The organism is Moraxella lacunata (assembly GCF_900453205.1).
GTDB lineage: Bacteria > Pseudomonadota > Gammaproteobacteria > Pseudomonadales > Moraxellaceae > Moraxella > Moraxella lacunata_B.
On record NZ_UGQU01000003.1, the window covers coordinates 47,334 to 70,765 of the forward strand.

General features: G+C 45.7%; 24 protein-coding genes. 20 read left to right on the forward strand and 4 right to left on the reverse strand.

The window, feature by feature from the left end:
- Positions 1-275 precede the first annotated feature (275 nt).
- From DX073_RS09045 to DX073_RS09060, 4 genes are all read left to right on the forward strand, one after another.
- Positions 276-944 (forward strand): LemA family protein, encoded by a 669-nt coding sequence (locus DX073_RS09045; RefSeq protein WP_115007657.1) that lies wholly within the window; start codon positions 276-278, stop codon positions 942-944.
- 85 nt (positions 945-1,029) lie between these two features.
- Entirely contained in the window at positions 1,030-2,142 is a 1,113-nt protein-coding gene (locus DX073_RS09050) for a TPM domain-containing protein (protein ID WP_115007659.1), read from the forward strand.
- A gap of 24 nt (positions 2,143-2,166) precedes the next feature.
- The gene (locus DX073_RS09055) at positions 2,167-2,679 is read left to right on the forward strand and encodes a TPM domain-containing protein (protein ID WP_115007661.1); all 513 of its coding nucleotides are present in this window, start codon (positions 2,167-2,169) and stop codon (positions 2,677-2,679) included.
- Between the two features lie 7 nt (positions 2,680-2,686).
- Entirely contained in the window at positions 2,687-3,022 is a 336-nt protein-coding gene (locus DX073_RS09060) for a hypothetical protein (protein WP_115007663.1), read from the forward strand.
- Positions 3,023-3,290: 268 nt separating this feature from the next.
- Here the strand turns inward: DX073_RS09060 and DX073_RS09065 are convergent, their stop codons facing one another.
- On the reverse strand, positions 3,291-4,103 hold the full coding sequence (locus tag DX073_RS09065) for a Cof-type HAD-IIB family hydrolase (RefSeq protein ID WP_115007665.1): 813 nt from the start codon (positions 4,101-4,103) through the stop codon (positions 3,291-3,293).
- A 106-nt stretch (positions 4,104-4,209) separates the two neighbouring features.
- On the opposite strand from DX073_RS09065, the gene DX073_RS09070 reads away from it, so the two are divergent.
- From DX073_RS09070 to DX073_RS09080, 3 genes are read left to right on the forward strand one after another with little or no spacing between them, the layout of a single operon-like run.
- On the forward strand, positions 4,210-4,485 hold the full coding sequence (locus tag DX073_RS09070) for an FAD assembly factor SdhE (RefSeq protein WP_115007667.1): 276 nt from the start codon (positions 4,210-4,212) through the stop codon (positions 4,483-4,485).
- Positions 4,485-4,889 (forward strand): hypothetical protein, encoded by a 405-nt coding sequence (locus DX073_RS09075; RefSeq protein ID WP_115007669.1) that lies wholly within the window; start codon positions 4,485-4,487, stop codon positions 4,887-4,889. The genes DX073_RS09070 and DX073_RS09075 overlap by 1 nt, the downstream gene beginning before the upstream one ends.
- A gap of 9 nt (positions 4,890-4,898) precedes the next feature.
- On the forward strand, positions 4,899-6,371 hold the full coding sequence (locus tag DX073_RS09080) for an NAD(P)H-hydrate dehydratase (protein WP_115007671.1): 1,473 nt from the start codon (positions 4,899-4,901) through the stop codon (positions 6,369-6,371).
- A 526-nt stretch (positions 6,372-6,897) separates the two neighbouring features.
- On the opposite strand, the gene groL is transcribed toward DX073_RS09080, so the two are convergent.
- The 3 genes from groL to DX073_RS09095 form a co-directional block, all read right to left on the reverse strand.
- Positions 6,898-8,535 carry a chaperonin GroEL gene (gene groL / locus DX073_RS09085; RefSeq protein WP_115007673.1) on the reverse strand — a complete coding sequence of 546 codons (1,638 nt, stop codon included), beginning with the start codon at positions 8,533-8,535 and terminating at the stop codon, positions 6,898-6,900.
- A gap of 115 nt (positions 8,536-8,650) precedes the next feature.
- Positions 8,651-8,953 carry a co-chaperone GroES gene (locus tag DX073_RS09090; RefSeq protein WP_078273382.1) on the reverse strand — a complete coding sequence of 101 codons (303 nt, stop codon included), beginning with the start codon at positions 8,951-8,953 and terminating at the stop codon, positions 8,651-8,653.
- A gap of 100 nt (positions 8,954-9,053) precedes the next feature.
- Positions 9,054-10,529 carry an alpha/beta fold hydrolase gene (locus DX073_RS09095; protein WP_115007676.1) on the reverse strand — a complete coding sequence of 492 codons (1,476 nt, stop codon included), beginning with the start codon at positions 10,527-10,529 and terminating at the stop codon, positions 9,054-9,056.
- 291 nt (positions 10,530-10,820) lie between these two features.
- Between DX073_RS09095 and DX073_RS09100 the strand changes: the two genes are divergently transcribed.
- The 13 genes from DX073_RS09100 (at position 10,821) to lpxA (ending at position 23,266) form a co-directional block, all read left to right on the forward strand.
- Entirely contained in the window at positions 10,821-11,462 is a 642-nt protein-coding gene (locus DX073_RS09100) for a DUF3108 domain-containing protein (protein ID WP_115008316.1), read from the forward strand.
- Between the two features lie 125 nt (positions 11,463-11,587).
- The gene (gene pyrH, locus DX073_RS09105; protein WP_062499309.1) at positions 11,588-12,331 is read left to right on the forward strand and encodes a UMP kinase; all 744 of its coding nucleotides are present in this window, start codon (positions 11,588-11,590) and stop codon (positions 12,329-12,331) included.
- Between the two features lie 137 nt (positions 12,332-12,468).
- Entirely contained in the window at positions 12,469-13,023 is a 555-nt protein-coding gene (gene frr, locus DX073_RS09110) for a ribosome recycling factor (RefSeq protein WP_029102574.1), read from the forward strand.
- A 66-nt stretch (positions 13,024-13,089) separates the two neighbouring features.
- Positions 13,090-13,836, forward strand: coding sequence for a polyprenyl diphosphate synthase (gene uppS, locus DX073_RS09115; protein ID WP_115007678.1), 747 nt, complete (start codon positions 13,090-13,092; stop codon positions 13,834-13,836).
- Between the two features lie 89 nt (positions 13,837-13,925).
- Positions 13,926-14,219, forward strand: coding sequence for a hypothetical protein (locus tag DX073_RS09120; RefSeq protein ID WP_115007680.1), 294 nt, complete (start codon positions 13,926-13,928; stop codon positions 14,217-14,219).
- 82 nt (positions 14,220-14,301) lie between these two features.
- The gene (locus DX073_RS09125) at positions 14,302-14,640 is read left to right on the forward strand and encodes a hypothetical protein (RefSeq protein ID WP_115007682.1); all 339 of its coding nucleotides are present in this window, start codon (positions 14,302-14,304) and stop codon (positions 14,638-14,640) included.
- A gap of 120 nt (positions 14,641-14,760) precedes the next feature.
- Positions 14,761-15,591, forward strand: coding sequence for a phosphatidate cytidylyltransferase (locus tag DX073_RS09130; protein WP_115007684.1), 831 nt, complete (start codon positions 14,761-14,763; stop codon positions 15,589-15,591).
- Complete coding sequence (dxr, locus tag DX073_RS09135; RefSeq protein WP_115007686.1) at positions 15,591-16,805, forward strand: 1-deoxy-D-xylulose-5-phosphate reductoisomerase; 1,215 nt, start codon at positions 15,591-15,593, stop codon at positions 16,803-16,805. The genes DX073_RS09130 and dxr overlap by 1 nt, the downstream gene beginning before the upstream one ends.
- Positions 16,806-17,007: 202 nt before the next feature.
- Positions 17,008-18,360 carry an RIP metalloprotease RseP gene (gene rseP / locus DX073_RS09140; protein WP_115007688.1) on the forward strand — a complete coding sequence of 451 codons (1,353 nt, stop codon included), beginning with the start codon at positions 17,008-17,010 and terminating at the stop codon, positions 18,358-18,360.
- A gap of 208 nt (positions 18,361-18,568) precedes the next feature.
- On the forward strand, positions 18,569-20,974 hold the full coding sequence (bamA, locus tag DX073_RS09145; RefSeq protein ID WP_115007690.1) for an outer membrane protein assembly factor BamA: 2,406 nt from the start codon (positions 18,569-18,571) through the stop codon (positions 20,972-20,974).
- A 2-nt stretch (positions 20,975-20,976) separates the two neighbouring features.
- Positions 20,977-21,936, forward strand: a complete 960-nt coding sequence (locus DX073_RS09150; RefSeq protein WP_115007692.1) for a UDP-3-O-(3-hydroxymyristoyl)glucosamine N-acyltransferase — start codon at positions 20,977-20,979, stop codon at positions 21,934-21,936.
- Between the two features lie 54 nt (positions 21,937-21,990).
- Positions 21,991-22,479 carry a 3-hydroxyacyl-ACP dehydratase FabZ gene (fabZ, locus tag DX073_RS09155; protein WP_404932938.1) on the forward strand — a complete coding sequence of 163 codons (489 nt, stop codon included), beginning with the start codon at positions 21,991-21,993 and terminating at the stop codon, positions 22,477-22,479.
- Between the two features lie 13 nt (positions 22,480-22,492).
- A complete protein-coding gene (gene lpxA, locus DX073_RS09160; protein ID WP_115008317.1) occupies positions 22,493-23,266 on the forward strand; it encodes an acyl-ACP--UDP-N-acetylglucosamine O-acyltransferase in 774 nt (257 codons plus the stop codon).
- Positions 23,267-23,432 lie beyond the last annotated feature (166 nt).

Consider the following 23,432-nt stretch of genomic DNA (forward strand, 5'->3'; position numbering starts at 1 on the left):
CAAATAAAAATTTTAAGTTTTCACAATTTGCCATACTTTTTTAAAAAAATCTACAATTTTTTAATGTTTTTTACAATTTTTTGGTTTTATTAAGTTTTTTTATTTATATTTTTAAGATAAATTTAATATAAGACAATGGCAAAAACCTTGTCAATTCCAATTATTTATCTTGTAAATGCCAATTATTCAAAGACAAGCTACATTTTTTTACTTGCATTTGACAGACAAATCTTTATTATAAGCATGACTTTTATTTTATATTCAAAAGGCAATTTATGAAAAAATTCATCACATCAGCCCTGCTTGCCAGCACTTTGACCCTATCAGGTTGTGGCTATAACAACTTACAAGCCCTAGACGAAGACACCAACGCCAAATGGTCGGAAGTGGTGAACCAATACCAACGCCGTGCCGACCTTGTGCCAAACCTTGTGGCGGTCGTGGAGCGTTATGCCGAACACGAAAAAGAAGTCTTGACCGAAGTCGCCCAAGCCCGCTCTCGTGTCGGTAGCGTTCAGCTGACCCCTGAGACCCTAAACGACCCTAATGCCATGAAGCAATACCAAGAAGCTCAGGCAGGCATGACGTCCGCCCTATCTAGGCTTATGATGGTAACCGAAAACTACCCACAGCTCAAAGCGGACGGTATGTTCCAAGACTTGCAAGCCCAGCTAGAAGGCACCGAAAACCGCATTACGGTGGCTCGTAATAACTATATCCAAAGCGTGCAAGGCTATAACACAACGGTTCGCCAGTTCCCAACCAATCTAACCGCCAAGGTGTTTGGTATGCAGACCAAAGCCAATTTTAGCGTAGAAAATGAACAAGCCATTAGCACTGCACCGACCGTGAATTTTGGTAATAATAACAATAATGCCAATTCAGGCTCAGCAACGGCTACTGCTGGGGCAAATACAGGTTCGGCAACCGCCACAGCTCAATAACCTTGCGTGTTTTGCAGGGGTAAGTTACATTCGCCCTTATTCCCTTTATAAAATATTCGTTAAAATTATCATAAAAAGGCAACCCATGACCCCAATCACAACCCGTTATCGTTCATTATTTGCCACGCTTGGCATGAGTGTAGTGCTTGGGGTCGGGGTACCTGCTTTTGCCAACAACACGGCAACTGCTACCGCCCCCAATTCTGAAAACACCGCCATAGCAACCGCTACCGCCCAAAGCGAAGGGCAAGCGGTGGAGAATTTGATTGTTTTAAATGAATTAAATAAAGCCAAAAATCAAGCCCAAAATCAACAATCCCAAAATCAAGCCCAAGCAGATAGCCAAACCCAATCTGCACCACGCCAATCCACCGCCCCTGCTGTTGCTCATAATAAGCTGATTTTAAATAACCCCGTTGTTGATGAAGCACACATCTTGACCGCCAGCGAAAAGGCTCATTTGGAGACTCAGCTAAGACGGATTTATGATGACGGTCTGGCTCAAATGGCGGTGGTGATTGTGCCAACCACAGACGGCATGGATATTTTTGATTATGCCATTAATGTAGCGAACCGTTGGCAACTTGGGCAAAAAGACACCGATGAAGGCATTTTAATGGCGGTGGCGATTAATGACCGCAAATTGCACATCGTTACGGGCTATGGCGTGGAAGGTGTGTTGCCCGATGCGATTTTGAACCGCATTATCCGTGAAGACATCACGCCCAGTTTTAAGACAGGAGCATACGCTCAAGGCATATCGGCAGGGATTGCACGCATTGACGAGCGGCTACGAGCCGACCCCGAGACCCTTGCCCGAGCGGACGCACAGCAGGTAAGTGCCGATGAAGAGATTAGCGTGGTGCCGTTTTTTATTTTTGCCATGTTTTTTGGTACGGTGTTAAGCGGTGCTTTGGGGCGGTTTTTGGGAGCGAGCGTGTCCACAGGTGGTTTTGTGTTACTGGCGACTTTGTTTGGCGTGGGGCTACTGACCGCCATTGGAGCAGGCATTTTGCTTTGGATATTGCTCATTCTTGGCGTGTTTTCAAATGGCGGACGGCGTGGCGGTGGCACTTATGTCGGCGGGGGCGGATTTGGTGGCTCTGGTGGGGGCTTTGGGGGCGGTGGTTTTGGCTCTGGTGGCTTCGGTGGAGGCGGTGGCGGATTTGGCGGTGGCGGAGCAGGTGGCTCTTGGTAATTAATTGAAAAACAAGGATAAAGCATGAGACACATTCCCCAAAAAAGCCCAGCACGCCTGTTTCGCCAGATTGTTTTTGTGCCATTTTTGCACAATCGCTGGCTGACTGCCGAACTCAAAATCGCCCTTGCCGAGCGTATCGCCCGAGCCGAAAAAGGTCATCGTGGTGAGATACGCCTTATCATCGAAAACCATCTGCCAGTCGGTATTGCCTATGACAACGACTGTCGTGGGCGTGCCTTACAGCTTTTTGGCGAATATGGCGTATGGGACACCGCTCACAATACAGGCGTGCTGATTTATGTCAATCTGTGCGAGCATGATTTGGAGATTATTGCCGACCGCGGCATTGACACCTATGCCTGCGATGATTGGCAAAATCTTTGCCAAAATACGCTCACTTATTTTAAAAAAGGCGACATGGCGGACGGTTTGGGGTGGCTGATTGATGAGATTGGACGACTTTTGAACCAATATTTTCCTTGTGATGACATAAGTGGCAATGAATTACCTGATAATGTGGTGTATCTAAGGTAGGTTAAGAATGAACGCAACACAGCTTTTTATCGGACTTATCGCACTACTCATTGGGCTGTTTGTCATCGCCCTAATCAAGCCCTATTTTGCCAAAAAGCCTGCCAGTATTGATGATTTTAAACGTGAGCTTGGTCGGCTACTACCCAGTCATGACCTAATGATAAAACACGGTTCGCAGTCTCGTATCATCGTAAGCCTAGACGGCATTCAAAAGGCGATTGTGATTATGGATAAGCCAAAAGCGGACTATGTCATGGGTGGCTTGCCGATTTTTACCACGGATAAAGTGGGCAAGTTAAAACCCATTGCCAATAAAATCGGGGCGAGTGTGGTGGTGAATTAACTTAATTTGCCTTTATGGAGATTTTTTAAAATAAAACAATGCTTACTTCATTTTCAACTTAAAATGGTAACTTATTGATTGTTCCATAATTACTTTTTGGGTTTTAGGTTTTTGAGTTGTAGGGGTGAATCATATTCGCCCTTGATAAACCAATCACTTATATAAAAGTTGAGAATGGAGATGCTTTAAAAAATTTATAAAATCATCAATGCTTGCCAAGCTTAAAAAACCTACCAATGATAAAACCCACCAATGCATTAGATGTGCCCTAAATCACCCCCAAAGCCACAAGCCCCCTAAGTATCCCATCGTCATCATGGCGTGGGCAGACATAGTCCGCCACCGCTTTTAGGTTGGGGTGGGCGTTACCCATTGCCACGCCAAAGCCGACTGATGAGAGCATTTCGATGTCATTTAGCCCATCACCAAAGGCGACAGCGTCCGCCATGGATAGACCCAGTGCGTCCAACACCGAACGAATGCCCCGAGCTTTTGAGCCGTCCTTATCCAAAATATCCACCCCAGAGATGTGCCATCGCACGGTTTTTAGGTCGTCTCTTAGGGCGGATGAGAGCTGAGCGGTGTGGTTATTTTCATAAAATGCCAGCATTTGATAGACGGGTGTGTTCATGTCAAACGACTCTGCCACACGATAGGGGATGTGTAGTGATGTTAAGGCTTGTACCATGTATTCATCGGGGCTGACTGTAACAATCTCATCACGGGTCATGTAGCCGTGGGCGATACGCTCGCTTTGCAGGTAGGCGGTGGTGTGGGTCAGCTGAGCGTGCGTCAAGGGAAAATGGGTCAGGCATTTACCCTGATACTCGTTATACTGCCCGTTAATCGTCACAAAAATGTCAATGCCAATCTCGTCGATAAGCTCATTAATACAAGGTGGAAACACACACAGACCACGCCCTGTGGCGATGGCGACCATGATACCACGCTCTTTTAGGGCGTGCAGGGCGGTTTTGGTGCTGTCTAAAATGCGATTTTCGTGTTTGATGTAGAGCGTGTCATCGATGTCAAAAAAGACGATTTTGGGGGCGATGGGAGTGGTGGCAGGCGTGGTGTTCATGTGTGTTTTTCATTGAAAATTTACCTATTTTATGCAAAAATAACCAGATTTGCAAATCTTACTGATTTGTGATGATTTCAACCTAAAAAACACCAAAAGGCAACCCATGACCACACTCGATTTAGAACCGACCTTACACCAACGCCGTATCATCTATCAAGCTCGCCGTGGCTTAAAGGAGCTTGATTTTTATATTGACCCCTATGTCAAAAATCATTATCTGACCGCCAGTGAACAAGAACAGCTTGCCTTTGAGCGACTACTAGAACACGAAGACCCTGATTTGTTGCTGTTTTTTTTGGGGCAGGCAAGTCCTGATGATGCCGAGATAGGCTCACTCATTGACAAGATAAAAGCACTAAGACGCACCCAGTCACTCTGATGTTTATTGATACTGCTGTCGCTCAAGTCGCTCATGACCTACCCATCAAGGTTGGTGTGCTTATCATCACGCTGTTGTTCATGGCGGTGATGGGTATGCCGTGGTGGCAGTCTGCCATGGTGGGCGTGTTGTGGGCGGTGTGCCTGTGGATGGATAAAGTGCGTGCCATCCCGATACATGAGCTGTCCGCCCATGCCCCTGATGATGTGTGGTATCTGGGCATGTATGAGGGGGTGGATAGGCAGGTATGGCAGGCGTATCTGTCGGATGTGGTGGTGATGGGGCGAAGGGTGACGATGACGTTTCGTGTTGTTGTGCCGTTTGAGATAACGCACCGAGTAACCATTCATCATCGCATGGTGTCAGAGCAGGATTTTCGCCGATTGGCATCACTAAAAATATAGGAAGAGCCGATGACCACGCCCATTTATACCGCCAAAGCTGTCAAAGACTGGGAGGGTCGTTGGTTTGCAGATGGTAACAGCTCGTTTGGTCTCATGAAACAGGCAAGTCTTGCGTTATGTTTACAAATCATTGATTTTATCCATAAAAACAACATCGCCCAAGCTGACATCATCGCATGGTGTGGCGTGGGCAACAATGGTGGGGATGGCTATCTGACGGCAAAATATCTGGCAGAGAGACTGGATAATAAGCATTTTAATGTACAAATCATCGCCCCAAATCCGCCAAAAAGTGCGGACGCTGTCCGTGCTAGGTCGCCATGTACAGGCATGCCAATGTGTGATGATGTGGGCGGTGTCATTCGCAAATTTGAAAAAGTGATACATCTGGACGCGTTGTTTGGCAATGGGCTAGACAGAGAGCTTGACAAAGCATATCAAGACATCATTCACGCCTTTAACGTTCAAACAGGCACCAAAATCGCCCTTGACGTGCCAAGCGGTCTGCACCCTGATAGGGGTATTCCCATGCCTGTGTGTGCGGACGTGGATATGACCTTGTGCGTGATGGGGTTAAAAATGGGGCTGTTTGTCGGGGTGGCAAAGGATTTTGTGGGAAAAGTCATCAATCTGCCCTTGATACCGCCTGATGATGAGCTGTCGGCGGTGGCGTATTTATCGGATAAACCAAAACCACCCACACGCCAAAGTACCGCCCACAAAGGCGACTTTGGTACGGTGGCGGTCGTGGGCGGTCATCGGCGTATGGGTGGGGCGGTCATCATGGCAAGCCAGATGGCGATGAGCATGGGGGCGGGGCGAGTGACGGCAGTCTGTCATGCCATGCACCACAGTGCCATGCTGACACGCTCGCCCAATGTCATGGTGGCGGACATTGATGAGATGAGCGTGGGGGACTTGGTAGGATTTGACCGTGTGGCGTTTGGCATGGGGCTTGGGCGTGATGCGTGGGCAGAGATGGTTTTTGATAAAGTCATGGATGGGGTGGTTCATCATGCCTTTGATAGGGTGGTGCTGGATGCTGATGCGTTGTACTTTTTGACAAAAAATCCATGCAAATTGCCCAATCATGTCATCTGTACGCCCCATTCGGCAGAGTCGGCACGTCTGCTTGGCGTGAGTGTGGCGGACGTGAATAATGACAAACTAGACACGCTGTACCGTTTGCATGAGCGGTATGGTGGGCAATGGGTCATCAAAGGGGCAAATACGCTCAGCTTTGACGGCATAAGGGTGCAAGTTTGCCCATTCGGTAATGCCTTTATGGCAACCGCAGGCATGGGGGACGTACTGGCGGGTATGCTTGTTGGGGCGGATATGAGCGTGCATGACGTGGTGGCGTGGCATGCTCTTTTGGGTGATAGGCTTGCTGATGGGGCGATGTTTGGCATTCATGCGTGCGACATGGCGGATGTGGCAGATGAGATGGCTTGGGTGGGTGAATCAGACAGGGAAAAATAGACAAAAAGTCAAGGTTTCACAGACAGGATAAAGCAAATATAGTCTGCCAACTTTGAAATAATACTGTGTCAAACCCGCTCGTAGTACTACTTGTACAACTTCGCTCGTTTTCCTTGTCTTATTTCAAATTTGTTTGGCTATATCATCAAAAAATTGGCAAGTGATTGTTTTTACTTGTCATTTTTTATGACTAAAATCTACCAAAAATTTATCCCCAAAAGCTGTGGATAAGATTGTGGATAACTTTGTAATTTTATGTGAAAATGCTGTAATGATGGGCGATGGCGGTTGATTGATTGAAATTTATACATAATTTTATAAAAAATAATCTATTTAAAATCAATAACTTATAAGTATGAATTTGCTTAGATTTTGATAGATTGGATATTTATCGTAAAATGTTTCACGCACCATTAAGAATAAAACACCCTGTGGATAAGTGTGAATTTTTGACATTTACCAAAGATTTGACCAAAAAAATCCTGCCATAACGACAGGATTTTTTGGATAGCTAGTAGCTAGGAGATTACATCATTCCGCCCATGCCACCCATACCGCCCATGCCAGCACCCATATTAGGGGCTTCTGGGGCAGGTTTGTCGGTAATCATCACCTCGGTGGTAAGCATAAGACCTGCCACGCTGGCGGCATGTTCTAGGGCTGAGCGGGTTACTTTGGCAGGGTCAAGAATGCCCATCTCAATCATATCGCCATACTCGCCTGTCGCTGCGTTGTAGCCATAGTTGCCAGAGCCGTTTTTAACTTGGTTCACAACCACGCTTGCCTCATCGCCAGCGTTGGTGACGATTTGACGAAGTGGGGCTTCCATGGCACGGCGTAGGATATTGATGCCTGCGTTTTGGTCGTCATTGTCGCCTTTGAGCTCAGCCAATGCAGACAACGCACGCACCAGGGCAACACCGCCCCCTGGTACGATACCCTCTTCTACCGCCGCACGGGTGGCGTGTAGAGCATCATCAACACGGTCTTTTTTCTCTTTCATTTCGGTTTCGGTAGCAGCACCGACTTTGATGACCGCCACACCGCCAGAGAGTTTGGCAACACGCTCTTGCAGTTTTTCTTTGTCATAATCAGACGTGGACTCTTCGATTTGACGTTTGATAGATTCAACACGGCTGTCAATTTGAGCTTTGTCGCCTGCTCCGTCCACAATCACAGTGTTTTCTTTACCAACGGTGGTTTTCTTGGCTGTGCCTAGGTGTTCAAGGGTAGCAGTTTCAAGAGACAAGCCCACTTCTTCTGAAATCACCACACCGCCTGTCAAAATGGCAATGTCTTGGAGCATGGCTTTACGTCTGTCGCCAAAGCCAGGGGCTTTAACGGCACACGTTTTTAGACCGCCACGCAAGTTGTTTACCACCAAAGTTGCCAACGCTTCATTTTCCACGTCTTCGGCGATGATAAGTAGCGGACGGCTGGTTTGCATGACTTGTTCTAGTAGTGGCACAATCTCACGGATATTGGCAATCTTTTTGTCCACAAGCAGGATAAAAGGATTGTCAAATTCACAAGTCAAGCTGTCTTGCTTATTGGCAAAGTAGGGGCTGATATAGCCACGGTCAAACTGCATACCTTCAACGACTTCTAGGGTGTCTTCAAAGCCAGAGCCTTCTTCCACGGTAATCACGCCTTGCTTGCCGACAGTTTTCATCGCCTCTGAGATAAGCTCGCCAATTTTGGTATCAGAGTTGGCTGAAATTGAACCTACTTGGGCAATCGCTTTAAAGTCATCGGCAGGGGTAGATAGAGCGTGGATTTGCTCAACGGCAACACGGGTTGCCTTGTCAATGCCACGTTTTAAATCCATAGGGTTCATGCCAGCAGCGACAGTTTTCATGCCCTCTACTAGAATGGCTTGGGCAAGTACGGTGGCAGTCGTTGTGCCGTCCCCTGCTACGTCATTGGTTTTTGAAGCCACTTCACGGACAAGCTGAGCACCCATGTTTTCAAATTTGTCTTCAAGCTCAATCTCTTTTGCCACGCTCACGCCATCTTTGGTAATGGTTGGGGCTCCAAAAGACTTGTCAATCACCACGTTGCGACCTTTTGGCCCTAGGGTAACTTTGACTGCGTCTGCTAGGATATTGACACCGTCAATCATTTTTTCACGGGCGGATACGCCAAATTTTACATCTTTTGCCATGTTTATTCTCTCTTAGATTTTTAAATTAAAATGGTAATGGGTTTTTGAATATAGGACGTGTTTTTTACACGGGCGTGTTCAACACGCCCCTACATAATCATTGCAAATAGTTGGATTATTCAAGCACGCCAAGCACATCAGATTCTTTCATGATGAGCAACTCTTCGCCGTCTACTTTGACGGTTTGACCTGCATATTGACCAAATAGCACTTTGTCGCCCACTTTGACATCTAGGGGGCGTACGCCACTTGAAAATAGACTAACGTTGTCCACAAGCTGACCGTTACCCACGGCAATCACTTCGCCTTGTTGCGGTTTTTCTTGGGCAGAACCAGGGAGCAGGATACCGCCTGCGGTTTTTTGCTCTTCTTCGGTACGGCGAACGACAATGCGGTCATGTAAAGGACGGATTGGCATAAAATTTCTCCAAATTTATTTTAAACTTACCGTAAAACGGATTAGCCCAAAAATGGCGGTTACTTAAAAATTTTTCAAGGGGCAAGGGCAAAATTTTTCATCACGGCTTGGCACAAAACAAGAGTTTATCGCCAAAATCGCTCTTAGGGTCAAGCAAATAACGGCTGACATAGTCGTCCACACAGGCATTTGTGCCAAACAAGCTCACCGTATGACCGTACTGCCCTGATAGCACAATCAGTGGGTCGTCAAACTTTTTTGCCATCGTCATTGCATTGGGCAAGGGCGTGGCAAGGTCGTATTCATAAGAGACAAAAAGTAAGTTGGGTGTGTCATCATTGACCAAATTTTCATTTAAATCGTCCGTTGCCGTCCACTGCCAATAATAGCAAGAATCTAGATATTCATCGTCAGGGCGAGTTTTGTAATTGTCAAATTGGCTTTGGTTGTCAATGGTTTTGGCGGATTTGATGTAATCATCTTGGCTAAGTTTAGGGGCGGAGTCGGCACAGTTGATGATGGATAAAGCGTCCGAGCTAAAACTTTTTTCGCCAATTTTGGCAATGAGCTTTTCAAAGTCATAAGTGTTGGTTTTACCCTGTATTAGCTCATCAAACATTTGGTGCATTTTTTGCCAAGCGGTTTCATCGTTCATACTCTCGCCAAAAACACCTATCAGTGCCTTTTGGTCAATGATTTTGCCGTCTTTGTCTTTTAGATTTTTTTGGGTGATGGCGTTTAAGGTGTCCAAAAAGGCTTGGTTTGGTTCTTTATTTTTGTCAAAGACACAAGGGGTTTGGCAGGCTTTCATAAAGCCGTCAAAGGCGATTTGGGCGTGTTTTTGCTGGTTAAATAAAATGGTTTCTAAGTCTTCTGCCGTATCCACCACGCCATCTGCCACGCCTGCTCGCAGGTGGGTCGGATAATGCTCGGCGTATTTGGCAACCAGTTTTGTGCCATAAGAGTAGCCAACCATTGACCAAGTGTCATTGTGCAAAGCCTTGCGAATGCTGTCCAAATCCATCACCACTTCTTTTGAGCTGACAAAGGGCAAAATGTCCGCCCCTGTATGCTTTATGCAAGCGTCCATATAGGCTTTGGCATTGCCCTCTTCTTCTACCCCACCGCAGTCAATGGCAGGATTGGAGGGCTTAACCCCTCGTGGGGCATAGCCTAAGATATGAAAACGCTCTTTGATGGCTTGACTGTATTCATCAGACTCCATCGTTGTACTCATATCAAGGCTATGACCGCCCGGCCCGCCGTTTAGCAAGAGCAAATCGCCAATAATGTCATCGCCTGTGGCTGGCAGGCGTGTCAAAGGAATGGTAAAGTGCTTGCCGTCAGGCTTGGCATAATCCACAGGCACAGATAAAGTGGCACATTGTAAGCTGGGCGGTGGCGGTAGGATAAACCACGACCAGTAAGCAGGGCGATAGCAAGAATGCCAAGTGATGTCGCCTTGTTTGGTTGAGCCACTGATAAGATATAGATAAAAGCACAGTAAAATGGCGATAAGTGTAATGATAAAAATAGCGATATATTTTAAAAATGATTTTAAGAATTTTAAAGTCATACAAAACCCAAAAACTAACAAAATTTTAAAAGTTATATGATAACATAAAATGTAACAAAATATGTATAATGATTAGTTTGCTTTATGATAATGGCAAATAAAATATGGTTTGAGAAAGTTTTCTCACAAAATGCTACAAATCATCACGCCATCGCCCTTGTAATTGTAACAAAAAATGTCAATAATAAGCCCATGTTTGAAATTAATTTGCAAAGCAAGAGAGTGATTATGTCTGTATTAAATAAATTTTTCAAAACTGCCACCACTGCCACTGTTGCCACAGGCATTGCCATGGGGGCAACCTTATCTGCCAATGCGGCGGATTTATCGGGCTTTTCTGCCACTTATGCGGTCAAAGCAGATGGCAAAAATGGCACGGCAACACGCACTTTGACCAAAAATGGCAATAATTACAGCTACAACGTCAAAGCCAGTGCTGCAGGCGTGGCAAGCGTGAACCAATCGGCAAATTTTAGCTTATCTAATGGCAGAATTGTGCCGTCTAGCTCCAATATGTCGGTTAAAGTGCTGGGTGTGGGGCGTACTCATAATATCAAGTTTAATAACTCTGCCAAATCGGTGGTTAGTACTTATAAGGGTAAATCCACCACCTTAAAAATGAACGGACAAGCCTATGATGATTTAAGCCTAGAAGCTCAAATCCGTCAAGAGCTGATTAACGGTAAGTTTAGCGGTAATTACCATTTGGTTAAGAAAAATGAAATAGAAGCCACCAGATTTAGACGTTCGGGCAGTAGCAAAATCACCGTCCCCGCGGGTACTTATGACGCCATTCGCATTGACCGTGTGCATGATGACAAAGGGCGTGCCACGAGCTTTTGGCTTGCCCCAAGTCTAAATTACCTACCCATCAAAGTCAGCCAAACCAATGACGGCAAAGTCATTAGCATGGAATTGACTAAGGTTAATTAAAAAGTGAATTAAAGACAAATTTAAAAGTAAAAAGGCGGACAGGGTTTCGCCTTTTTTAATTTTACAATATTTGGCAAAATGTGATAGAATTACTTAATTTGTATTTAAATTATAACAGGTGTGCCATGTCAGACGTCCATAACCCCAACGACAAAAATCCAAAATTTTCCCGTATCCTACTCAAACTCTCAGGCGAAGCCCTAGCAGGGGGCAAAGACATGGGTATTGATGCGTCCATTCTTGACCAGATGAGCTTGTCTATCGCCCATTTGCGTGGGCTTGGCGTGCAAGTGGGGATTGTCGTTGGGGGCGGTAATTTGTATCGTGGCAGTACCCTACAAAAAGAAGGGCTTGTTGGACGTGTTACAGGCGACCAAATGGGCATGCTTGCCACCGTGATGAACGGGCTTGCCATGCGTGATGCCCTAGTCCGCCGCAACATCAAATGCCGTCTCATGTCCGCTCTTAACATCGCCACCATTGGCGAGCCGTATTCTAGCCGTGAAGCCATTCGCCACCTAAATAATGGCGAGGTGTGTATTTTTGTGGCAGGTACGGGCAATCCGTTTTTTACCACCGATACGGCGGCGTGCTTGCGTGGGATTGAGATTGAAGCAGGGCTTATCTTGAAGGCGACCAAAGTGGACGGCGTGTATGACAAAGACCCAAGCGTTCATGCCGATGCGGTCAAATACGACAGCCTAACCTTTGACAAAGCCTTAGAAGACAAATTGGGCGTGATGGACTTAACCGCCATTGCCCTATGCCGTGAACACAACGTACCGTTGCAGGTGTTTGACATGAACAAACCCAATGCTCTATTAAATGTCGTTATGGGCGAAAAAGAAGGTACACGAGTGTATCATTAATTCAATTTTTATTGAATTTAAAATCAACTTTAAAAAGTGTTAAATCTTGCTTATCATGCCGATTGGTAGGGGCGAATCATATTCGCCCTGATTTAACAAAATCAATGTTTAGTAAATATTGCAAATAGGAAACCCTTATGATTAACCAAATCAAAACAGACGGCAAAGCCCGTATGGAAAAATCGCTTGAAGCTCTAGAAAGTGCGTTTGCCAAACTGCGTACAGGACGGGCTCACCCTGGTATCTTGTCAAGCGTCATGGTCAGCTACTATGGCTCGGACATGCCCCTAAACCAAGTGGCAAGCGTGAACGTAGAAGACAGTCGTACTCTGCTTGTACAACCCTTTGACCGCTCTATGGTGCAAGCAGTGGATAAGGCAATTCGTGAAGCGGATTTGGGGCTTAACCCCATGACCGCAGATGTGATTCGTGTGCCAATGCCTGCCTTGACCGAAGAGACTCGTAAGGATATGCAAAAATTGGCTCGCTCTGATGCTGAGTCTGCCCGTGTGTCGGTGCGTAATATCCGCCGTGATATGCTAGGCGACATCAAAAAATTGGTCAAAGACAAAGAAGCCAGCGAAGATGATGAACGCCGTGCCGAGACCGACATTCAAAAGCTTACCGATGACTTTATCAAAGCGATTGACACTCGCCTTGCCAAAAAAGAAAGCGAACTGATGGAAGTTTGATTGGTGGGCTTGCACATCCATGGGCGTGCAAGCCTTTTTTATTGAAATTTATACAGCCAACATATCATGTCAAATACCCCCATTCCCCCAAACAATCCGCCCCAACACATCGCCATTATCATGGACGGCAACAACCGCTATGGTAAGGCTCATGCTTTGCAGGCAGGGGCAGGGCATATCAAGGGCAAAGACGCACTTGACCCCATTGTGGAGCATTGTTTGGCACGGGGGGTTAAAGTTTTGACGGTGTTTGCGTTTTCATCAGAAAACTGGGCAAGACCACAGGCGGAAGTGGATTTGCTTATGCGACTCTTAGAAAGCACCATTCACGAGCAAATGCCCCGCATGAACAAATACCAAATTCGCCTAAGATTTATCGGCGACAGGTCAATGCTAAATTCCGACCTGCAAGCCCTTATGGCAGACGCAGAGAATAAAACCGCCCATTTTGACAAAATGACGCTTGTCATCGCAATCAGCTATGGCGGACAATGGGACATCGCTCAGGCGTGCCAAAAATTAGCCATGCAGGTGCAAAAAGGCGAGCTTGCCCCAAGCGATGTCAATGCAAATCTTATCGCAGAGAATGTAGAACTTGCCGATTTGCCTGATGTGGATATGCTCATTCGCACAGGGGGCGAGTATCGCATTTCTAACTTTTTGCTGTGGCAGTCGGCTTATGCCGAGCTGTTTTTTACCGAGACGTTGTGGCCTGATTTTGGGGCGGACGAGCTTGATAAGATGATACAAGATTTTGGTAATCGTGAACGGCGGTTTGGTAAAACCAGCGAACAGGTGCAAAACGAAAGTTAAGGATTGATTTTAATACGCCATTTAAAAAATAGTGAGTTGATGTTAAATGAAATAGAACAACTTGTTTTAATATTTTAAGTAATAGAAAAATGAAAAACTTATTTAACTATGATTTTTTAGATAAAAATAAGGGCATTCAATCGGCATTTTTTAGCGTGTCATTTTGTGTATTTATTGCCATTCCAAAATATAATACATTGTTTATTATTGTCTTGGGTGTGATTTGGGCGGTTTTGTTATTTGGTATTTATGCCTTTCTTGATAAATGGTTTTTAAAACAAAATTTTAATCAAAATCAATTAAGTATTTTTAATAAAATAGGTTGGATTATTTATATTATCAGCTTTATGGTAGCGGGTTATTTGGTCATTTGGCAAGATTGATAAATGAATTGTTAATAAGCCGTAAGGTGTGTATTACGCACCATTGAGTGAAGTAATAAAGTTGAATTAAAAGGAAGTTTGTATGAATGAATTGCAAAAAACTTACCGTTATTTGTTTAAATTGCCCATTAGTGTGCCGTTAATTATTCTGTTTTTTATGTTAATGGTAACCGATAAACAAGCATTGGTAATGCTATTAAGAAAAGAAGGGGCAATTTGGATTTCTGTGGCGTTGTTTGTTGTTTTGGCTTGTGAGTTTATTTTTAAAAAAGTGGTAAAATTTTATTGTACCAATGGACAATTTTCAAACGAGCAATTAGAAAATGCCAACCAAAAGGCAAAATGGGTGGTTTATTTTTCTATTGTAGCGTTGGTGTTTTCGTTATTTTATATGCGTTATTTGATAAAAATCGTGGTTTGAGTTTTAAGTATGAGGTGCATATCACGCACCATTTAAAGCACAATGCCAATAGCGGTGCGTAATATGCACCTTTACGAGTGTTATATTATTTTTGAGATTATTAAAACTGGAAACCCTTAAATGTGGCAACGAATTAAAACCGCAATCATTCTAGTCATTATTGTTGGTGTGGCGATGTTCACCAGTCGTCAGCCCTTTTTGTTTTTGCCACTTTTGATGGTCGGTACGCTCATTGCGTCCCATGAGTGGACAAAACTCATGCCAAAACGCAAACAGCCTGCTCAGTTTATCGCTCTGATGCTTGCGGTTACGCTTGTCAGTATTTTTGTGCCTGTCTCTTGGGTGGTATGGTGGGTGTTGTCTTTTGGGATATGGCTTATGGCAACCAAATGGGTGCTGGTTTATCCCGCCCAAGAAAAATGGTACGGCAAACGCTTGTTTTTTATGGGGATTGTCATCTTAACCGCCAGCATTACCGCCATGTATAGTCTATGGCAAGTGTCGCCTTGGTGGCTCATGTATGTGTTTCTTTTGGTGTGGTGTGCCGATAGTGGGGCGTATTTTGTTGGGCGTAAACTTGGCAAACGCAAACTTGCCCCCAACGTCTCACCCAACAAATCCATAGAAGGGCTGATTGGCGGTATCATCACGGCAAGCCTTGTGGCGGTGGGCGTGGGCTTTGGGCTAAAACTTGACACGGTGGCACTTGTTGCCTTTTTGGGTTTATCGGGTCTTACGGTACTGGCAAGTGTGCTTGGCGATTTGTTTGAATCCATGCTAAAACGCCGAGCAGGGATTAAGGATTCTGGCACCATTCTGCCAGGGCATGGCGGTGTGCTTGACCGCATTGATAGTTTGCTGTCGGCAACGCCTGTGTTTGCTCTTGGGGTCTTGGTGCTCGTGTATTTGGGTGTATTGCCTGCTCTTGGCGACTTAAAGGGGCTTTTGTGATGACGGCATTGACAGTACCATTAACAGTCCTTGGAGCAACAGGCTCAATCGGCGACAGCACGCTTGACATCGCACGCCTAGCAGGGTTGCCTGTGTACGCTTTATCGGGCTTTGGTCGCTTGGATAAGCTCTTTGATTTGTGCGTGGAGTTTCGCCCAAGCCGTGTCGGTGTGCCATCTGATAAGGTGGATGAATTTGCCAAGCGTTTAAAGTCGGTAAATCTTGCGATTGACGTGGTGGGCGGTCAAGATGGTTTGGCGGAGTTGGCAAGCGATAAAGGGGCGGGCAGGGTCGTGGCAGGCATTGTCGGCTCGGCAGGGCTTGGCTCTACCTTGTCGGCGGTTCGGGCAGGGCAGACGGTGCTACTTGCCAACAAAGAAAGCCTTGTCATGGCAGGCGAGTTGGTTATGAACACCGCACGCACGTACAACGCTGTCATTTTACCCATTGACAGCGAGCATAACGCCATTTTTCAATGCTTGCCAAAGGCGGTGCAAGACGACAATACCGCCATTCATCGCACCGAGTTTGGCATAAAAAAATTGTGGTTGACCGCAAGTGGTGGTGGATTTTTACACAAATCTTATGATGACATGAAAAACGCCACAGTCGCCCAAGCGGTCAAGCACCCCAACTGGAACATGGGGAGCAAAATCACGGTGGATTCTAACACCATGATGAATAAAGGTTTGGAGCTGATTGAAGCGTGTCATTTGTTTAATTTGTCCGAAAGCCAAATTGACATCGCCATTCACCCCCAAAGTATCATTCACTCCATGGCAGAATATGTGGACGGCTCTATCTTGGCACAGCTCGGTACGCCTGACATGAGAACGCCCATTGCTCATGCACTTGCGTACCCTGACCGCATGGAGAGCGGTGCTAAGTCTTTGAATTTATTTGACATATCCGCCTTGGAATTTATCCGCCCTGATAAGGATAAATTTAAATCCTTAACGCTTGCCCGTCATGCCATACAGACAGGCGGTGGGGCGTGTATCGCCCTAAATGCGTCTAATGAGGTGGCGGTATCGGCATTTTTGGACGGTCGCATTCGCCTGACCGACATCGCCGACACGGTGGAGCGTGTGCTAAATGACGATGAGCTAGGGGCGGAATTTGGCAGGCATTTTGATGAGTTGGACGAGATTTTGGCGTTGGATAAACGGGTGCGAGATAGGACGGATGTTTATTTAAGAAAATTAACGGATTGATTTTACATGATTTTTTTAAATTAAAATGTATTTTTTAAATTAAAATGCGTAGGAGCGATTTATTCGCCCAAATTTACCCAACTATCCAAAATTTTTAAACCAAATCCTTGTATTGATTAAAATTTATCATTTAACCATATTTCAAAAATCGGTAAATGTCGTGGCGAATACACCGCCCAAAAATTAAGAGAACCCAAAAAGCATGACCGCTTTATATTTATTTTTATCCGCCTTGCTTGTCCTGACGCCCCTTGTCGCCTTGCACGAGTGGGGACATTATATCGTGGCACGGCTGTGCGGTGTGAAGGTGTTGACTTATTCTATCGGTTTTGGCACTCGGCTGTTTGGCTGGACAAGTCCCAAAACGGGCATAGATTATCGCATTTGTGCGATACCGCTTGGCGGATATGTTAAAATGCTGGACGAGCGAGAAGGGGACGTTGCCGAGCATGAGCGACATTTGGCGTTTAACAATCAGCACCCCTTAAAGAAAATTGCCATTGTGGTGGCAGGGCCTTTGATGAATTTTATCATCGCCATTGGGCTGTTTTTTGTGCTATTTTTACAGCCAAGCGAGCAGTTATCGACCAAAATCGGACGGATTGTGAGTGATAGCCCTGCCCAAGCGAGCGGACTTATGGTGGGCGAGACGATACACGCCATTGATGGCAAAGACACGCCCACATGGGAGAGTGTGAATTTTGCCCTAGCTGACCGCATGGGCGAGCGTGGGGCGGTGGTTGTGGCGACCGATAAGGGCAAATACAGCGTGCAGGTCAATGACTTTATGCAAGGGGCGGACAAGGGCAAAGACCCGCTCACCGCCTTAGGCACCTTGCCTTGGCGACCTGACATACCGCCTGTGATAGGCTCGCTCACCGCTGACGGAGCAGGGGCGTTAATGGGGCTAAAAGCAGGCGATAGGATTGCCCATATTGACGGCAAAGAGATAAAAGATTGGCTCTCTGCGACCGAAATTATCCAAAATAATCCCGAAAAATCGCTCACGTTTGGCGTTGTCCGAGATGGGCAAAACATGGACATCAAGGTCATGCCCCGAGCGGTCAAGGTGGATAATCGCACGGTTGGGCAAATTGGAGCAAGGGTGCAAGAGACTAAAATTACCGTTCCCAATGATTACAAAATGACGGTAAACCATACGCCATTAGAAGCCCTACAAAAATCCTTTGTCAAAACTTATGATTTGTCCGTGATGACTATTAAGTCTATGGGTAAGATGATTACAGGATTGATAGGGCTTGACAACCTATCGGGTCCGATTACCATTGCCGAAGTGTCCAAAGACAGTATCCAAATGGGCTGGGAGCAGGTGCTATCTACCGCAGGACTGATTAGTCTGTCGCTTGCCGTGCTAAATCTGTTGCCGATACCTGTGTTGGACGGTGGGCATTTGGTGTTTTATACTTATGAGCTGATTCGGGGTAAGCCCATGAGTGAGCGATTACAAATCGCAGGGCTACAAGTGGGCATGTTATTGCTGTTTGGTTTCATGGTGCTGGCCATTGGTAACGACATATCAAGAGTTTTTGGCTGATAGCGACTTTTGGTAATAATTGAGCAATATTTATAGAAATTTTTTAAAAATTTGATAATTTTACTTGCCAAAATTGATTTTTTGGCTTAACTTACACCATATTTTTGGTTAATTAACATCTGCCTATTCAATCATTATCAATATATACTTATAAAAGATATTTTTGGTGTTATTGCTAATGAGTTGAACGACTTTGAGTGAATCTGTTATGCGTACTTCTTTTCTGACTAAAACCTTAACTGCCTCAGTGATGATGGTCATGACAACCGTGGCTTATGCTGACGATACGGTCAGTAGCATTACCTTTAATGGACTAAGCCGAGTAACCCCCCAGAGTTTGCAAGTAGTACTGCCTTTGGGCGTGGGGCAGGCACTTACCTCAGATGCGTTAGCGGACAGCATTCGTGCGTTATATGCCACCGAGCAGTTCTCCAACGTACAGGCAGATGTTGATGGCGGGCGTGTGGTGTTTCATGTGGTGGAGCGTCCGATTATCGCTGAGTTAAATTTTGATGGCAATAAACTTATCCCTGATGATGGCTTAAAGCAAGGCTTGGAGAGTACGGGACTTGCGGTTGGTAATGTGCTAAAGCAAGCAACCATACAGACCTTGGAGAGTGAGCTTGAAAACCAGTACATCTCACAGGGTTATTATAATGCCGACATTGAAGTTAAACAGACCGAGCTAGACGGCAACCGTGTGAAGTTAGACATTAACTTTGTCGAGGGTAAACCTGCCCGTGTGGTGGATATTAACATCATTGGCAACACCCATTTTAGTGATGAAGAGCTAAAAGATGAGTTCGTGGTCAAGGATAAAAAATGGAATCCCTTGTCCAAAGCCGACCGTTATAGCCAAGAAAAACTCAATGCCAGCCTAGAAAATGTCAAAGCCAAATACCTAAATGATGGCTTTGTGCGTGTCAATGTTGATAATGCGACCCTAAACATCGATGATGAGAAAAAGAAAGTCTTTATTGAGACGACCATCAGTGAAGGTCAGCAGTATAAATTTGGGCAAACCCAGTTTTTGGGCAATCCAACATATAGTACCGATGAGCTAAATGAGTTGGTGAAATTTAAAGAGGGTGGCACTTATTCACAAAAAGAGCTTGATGAGACCACTGCTGACATCGCCAATAAATTCGGAGATGATGGCTATTACTACGCCCAAATTCGCCCCGTACCACGCATTAATGATGAAACCCTGACAGTTGATGTGGATTATTATATCGACCCTGTGCGTCCTGTTTATGTTCGCCGTATTAACTTCACAGGTAACCTAAAAACCAAAGACGAAGTGCTACGCCGTGAAATGCGTCAGTTAGAAGGGGCGCTCGCATCCAACCAAAAGATTCAGCTGTCTCGTGCCAGACTGATGAGAACGGGCTTTTTTAAAGATGTTAAAGTCGATGTCAAACCTGTGCCAAACAGTCCCGACCAAGTGGACGTTAACTACATGGTCGAGGAACAGCCGTCAGGGTCGTCCACCATCGCCGCAGGTTATTCTCAAAGTGGCGGTATGACTTTCCAAGTGGATTTGTCGCAGTCTAACTTTATGGGAACGGGTAATCGTGCCAATATGTCATTTAGTCGCTCAGAGACCCGCGATAATTACAGTCTAGGCATGACCGACCCTTACTTTACCGTCAATGGCGTGTCGCAAAGTGTGAACGCTTACTACCGTAAGACCAAGTACGACAGTAAAAACATTTCCAACTATGTGCTGGATTCATACGGAGCGAGCTTGATTTATGGCTATCCCATTGATGAGAAGCAACGCCTTAGTGGTGGTTTTACCATTGACAAAACCAAAGTGCGTGGCGGACGTTATATGGGTATTGCTAATGTCAAACAGCTGTTGGAAGACGGTGGTTCGGTGGATGATAGCGGTACTACGGATCTGAGTGATGATAGTTTTAGCAACAGTTACACCACTTATGGCGGGGTGCTTGGATGGAGTTATTCTAGCCTTGATAAGCCCGTATTCCCAACCAAGGGGATTAGTCATAATGTCGATGTCAACCTAGGCTTTGGTGATGACACATTCCAAAAAGTCAACTACCGTCTAAATGCCTACTACCCACTATGGAAAGGCATGGTACTGCGTGGTCATGCTCGTTTAGGTTATGGCAACAACCTACCATTTTATGAGAATTTCTATGCTGGGGGTTATGGATCGGTGCGTGGTTTTGAGGCGTCATCACTGGGTCCGACATCGCGTGCTTATGCTTGGGCAAATAACATAGGCACCATTCGTGGTGAAGAGGTAGGCGGTAATGCTTTGGCGACTTTTGGGGCAGAGCTAATTCTACCAGTACCGTTTAAAGGCGACTGGGCAGACCAAGTGCGTCCTGTACTGTTCTTTGATGCAGGTCAAGTATTTGATACCACCAACCTTGATAGTGAAGCAATTAATCTACCAGACTTGGGTGTCAGCAACGCCAACCTAACTTATATTGAGCAGGATAAAGAGCTGCGTTATAGCGTGGGTGCGGGCGTGACGTGGTATACTCCGATTGGACCTATTTCCATCAGCTATGCTAAGCCGTTAAATGAAAAAGAGGGCGACCAAGTAGAAAATGTCCAATTCCAAATCGGTAGCGTATTCTAATCATGATTGGTTTGGATAAACTTATCTGTGCCATTGAGCGTTGCCAAGTGGTGTCAAATAAAGATAGCTTGGCAAATCGCCATGTGTCGGTTAGCCGTGTGGCGGATTTGGCAGATGCCGATAAGGACAGTTTGGCGTTTTTGGCAAAGGCAAGTTATTTGTCTGATTTGGTGGGAACTTGTGCAGGCGTGGTGCTGGTGTCGGAGCGATTTGCTGACAAACTGCCCGCCCTGCCTGATACCACCGTTATCCTTGTTAAAGATGCGTATTTGGCATATGCGTCTGTGAGTGGACTGTTTGATTATCAAGTCGATAATGGTATTCACTCTACTGCTATCGTCTCGCCCACTGCTATCATCGGCAAAAACGCCAAAATTGGGGCGTATGCGGTGATTGGTGATTTTGTGCAAATTGGCGATGATTGTCAGATTGGCTCGCACGTTAGTATCGCTCACCACTGTGTGATTGGCGATGAGGTGCAGATTCATACTCATGCCAGTATTGGTGCGGACGGTTTTGGTTTTGCTCCAAAAGTGGGGGCGGACGGACTTTCTTGGCAAAAAATCCACCAGCTTGGACGTGTCATCATCGGTCATCGTGTGCGTATCGGTGCAAGCACTTGCATTGATAGGGGGGCGGTGGGCGATACCGTGATTGGCGATGACGTGATTATTGATAATCTGGTGCAGATTGCTCATAACGTCCATATCGGGCGTGGCACGGCGATTGCGTCCATGACAGGCGTGGCAGGCAGTACGCACATTGGGGCGAACTGCATTATTGGTGGTGCGGTGGGGATAGCAGGGCATTTGCACATTGCTGATAATGTCACGCTAACTGGCATGACGATGGTTACAGGCTCTATCAAAGAAGCAGGCTCGTACTCATCAGGCACGACCGCCATGCCGAGCAATGACTGGCGACGTGCGGCGGTCAAGTTTCGCCAAAGTGGACAAAAGTAAATTTTTATTTCAATGGATATATCCATGACAAATTCTACCCTAGACCTAGAACTGATGACCGATGGCGACCACGCACGCCTAACGGCTCAAAACTTGACCTTGCCATTTGGCTATTCCGTCATCAAACGGTATCTACCCCACCGTTATCCTTTTATGCTCATTGACCGTGTTACGGCAGTGTCGGCGGATAATTGGATTACGGGCTATAAAAACATCACGATTAATGAAGAGTTGTTCAACGGTCATTTTCCTGATAATCCTGTCATGCCGGGGGTGCTTATGGTGGAAGCTATGGCACAGTTGTCGGGCATTTTGGGCTTTGTCAGTGCAGGGCAATCGTCCGAAGACGGCTATCTGTATCTGTTTGCAGGCGTGGATAAAGTGCGTTTTAAAAAGCTCGTCAGCACAGGCGATACGCTGGTGATTCGCTCAAAGCTCGTTACCACCAAGCGTGAGATTTATAAATTTGAATGTACTGCTCATGTGGACGGCAAACTGGCGTGCAGTGCCGAGATTATGATTGCCCGTCAAAAGCTGGACTAATGTGGATAGCATCATGAACATACACCCCACCGCCATTATTGACCCGAGTGCTGTCATACACCCAACCGCTGTGATTGGGGCGTATTGTATTGTGGGCAAAAATACCACGATTGGCGAGGACACCATGTTAAAATCGCACGTCATCGTGGGCGATAATACGACCATTGGTAAACGTAACACCATTTTTCAATTTGCCAGCATTGGCGAGATTCCGCAGGATTTGAAATTTAAAGGCGAAACCACCTACCTAGAAGTGGGCGACGATAATACCATTCGTGAGTCTTGTACCTTTCATCGTGGTACAGCAGACGGTGGTAATTTGACCAAAATCGGCAATCACAACCTATTTATGGTAAATACCCACATTGCTCACGATTGCATGGTGGGCAACCACAACGTGCTTGCCAATAATGTGGGCGTGGCAGGGCATGCTTATATCGGTAATTATGTGATTGTCGGTGGGCAGACGGGTGTACACCAATTTTGTCGGATTGATGATTATGCGATGATTGGTGGGGCGAGCCTGATTTTAAAAGATGTCTGTGCCTTTACCACTGTATCGGGTAACCCATCCACAGTGCATGGGCTAAACAAAGAAGGCATGAGACGAAAAGGGTGGAGCAAAAAAACCATTGAGACGTTGGATAGAGCCTATGACGTAGTGTTTCGTTCTGGTAAAATCAAGGCGGACGTGATTGCTGAGCTGTCCACTTGGGTGGCGGATGAGCCAAAAGTGGCGTTGTTTATCGAGTCGCTACAAAACAGCAAGCGTGGACTGATTCGCTAATTTTAAGTCTACAGATGTTATCACCAACCCATAATATTTTGTTATGGGTTTTTATTTTTTTATTTATTTGACTTTTTTAATTGATTCAATCAAACTATGCAGGACAAAATATTTTTACAAAATTTAACAGATTTGGCATAACAGATGACAATGGGTAAATTCCCCA

Coding starts and splice junctions, on each gene's coding strand:
- rseP (WP_115007688.1), top strand. CDS start 17,008: ATGACCGCTTTATATTTATTTTTATCCGCCTTGCTTGTCCTGACGCCC.
- DX073_RS09095 (WP_115007676.1), bottom strand. CDS start 10,529: ATGACTTTAAAATTCTTAAAATCATTTTTAAAATATATCGCTATTTTT.
- DX073_RS09045 (WP_115007657.1), top strand. CDS start 276: ATGAAAAAATTCATCACATCAGCCCTGCTTGCCAGCACTTTGACCCTA.
- DX073_RS09055 (WP_115007661.1), top strand. CDS start 2,167: ATGAGACACATTCCCCAAAAAAGCCCAGCACGCCTGTTTCGCCAGATT.
- DX073_RS09150 (WP_115007692.1), top strand. CDS start 20,977: ATGATTGGTTTGGATAAACTTATCTGTGCCATTGAGCGTTGCCAAGTG.
- uppS (WP_115007678.1), top strand. CDS start 13,090: ATGTCAAATACCCCCATTCCCCCAAACAATCCGCCCCAACACATCGCC.
- bamA (WP_115007690.1), top strand. CDS start 18,569: ATGCGTACTTCTTTTCTGACTAAAACCTTAACTGCCTCAGTGATGATG.
- lpxA (WP_115008317.1), top strand. CDS start 22,493: ATGAACATACACCCCACCGCCATTATTGACCCGAGTGCTGTCATACAC.
- pyrH (WP_062499309.1), top strand. CDS start 11,588: ATGTCAGACGTCCATAACCCCAACGACAAAAATCCAAAATTTTCCCGT.
- DX073_RS09060 (WP_115007663.1), top strand. CDS start 2,687: ATGAACGCAACACAGCTTTTTATCGGACTTATCGCACTACTCATTGGG.
- DX073_RS09100 (WP_115008316.1), top strand. CDS start 10,821: ATGGGGGCAACCTTATCTGCCAATGCGGCGGATTTATCGGGCTTTTCT.
- DX073_RS09080 (WP_115007671.1), top strand. CDS start 4,899: ATGACCACGCCCATTTATACCGCCAAAGCTGTCAAAGACTGGGAGGGT.
- DX073_RS09090 (WP_078273382.1), bottom strand. CDS start 8,953: ATGCCAATCCGTCCTTTACATGACCGCATTGTCGTTCGCCGTACCGAA.
- DX073_RS09050 (WP_115007659.1), top strand. CDS start 1,030: ATGACCCCAATCACAACCCGTTATCGTTCATTATTTGCCACGCTTGGC.
- frr (WP_029102574.1), top strand. CDS start 12,469: ATGATTAACCAAATCAAAACAGACGGCAAAGCCCGTATGGAAAAATCG.
- DX073_RS09075 (WP_115007669.1), top strand. CDS start 4,485: ATGTTTATTGATACTGCTGTCGCTCAAGTCGCTCATGACCTACCCATC.
- DX073_RS09125 (WP_115007682.1), top strand. CDS start 14,302: ATGAATGAATTGCAAAAAACTTACCGTTATTTGTTTAAATTGCCCATT.
- DX073_RS09065 (WP_115007665.1), bottom strand. CDS start 4,103: ATGAACACCACGCCTGCCACCACTCCCATCGCCCCCAAAATCGTCTTT.
- dxr (WP_115007686.1), top strand. CDS start 15,591: ATGACGGCATTGACAGTACCATTAACAGTCCTTGGAGCAACAGGCTCA.
- DX073_RS09120 (WP_115007680.1), top strand. CDS start 13,926: ATGAAAAACTTATTTAACTATGATTTTTTAGATAAAAATAAGGGCATT.
- DX073_RS09070 (WP_115007667.1), top strand. CDS start 4,210: ATGACCACACTCGATTTAGAACCGACCTTACACCAACGCCGTATCATC.
- groL (WP_115007673.1), bottom strand. CDS start 8,535: ATGGCAAAAGATGTAAAATTTGGCGTATCCGCCCGTGAAAAAATGATT.
- DX073_RS09130 (WP_115007684.1), top strand. CDS start 14,761: ATGTGGCAACGAATTAAAACCGCAATCATTCTAGTCATTATTGTTGGT.
- fabZ (WP_404932938.1), top strand. CDS start 21,991: ATGACCGATGGCGACCACGCACGCCTAACGGCTCAAAACTTGACCTTG.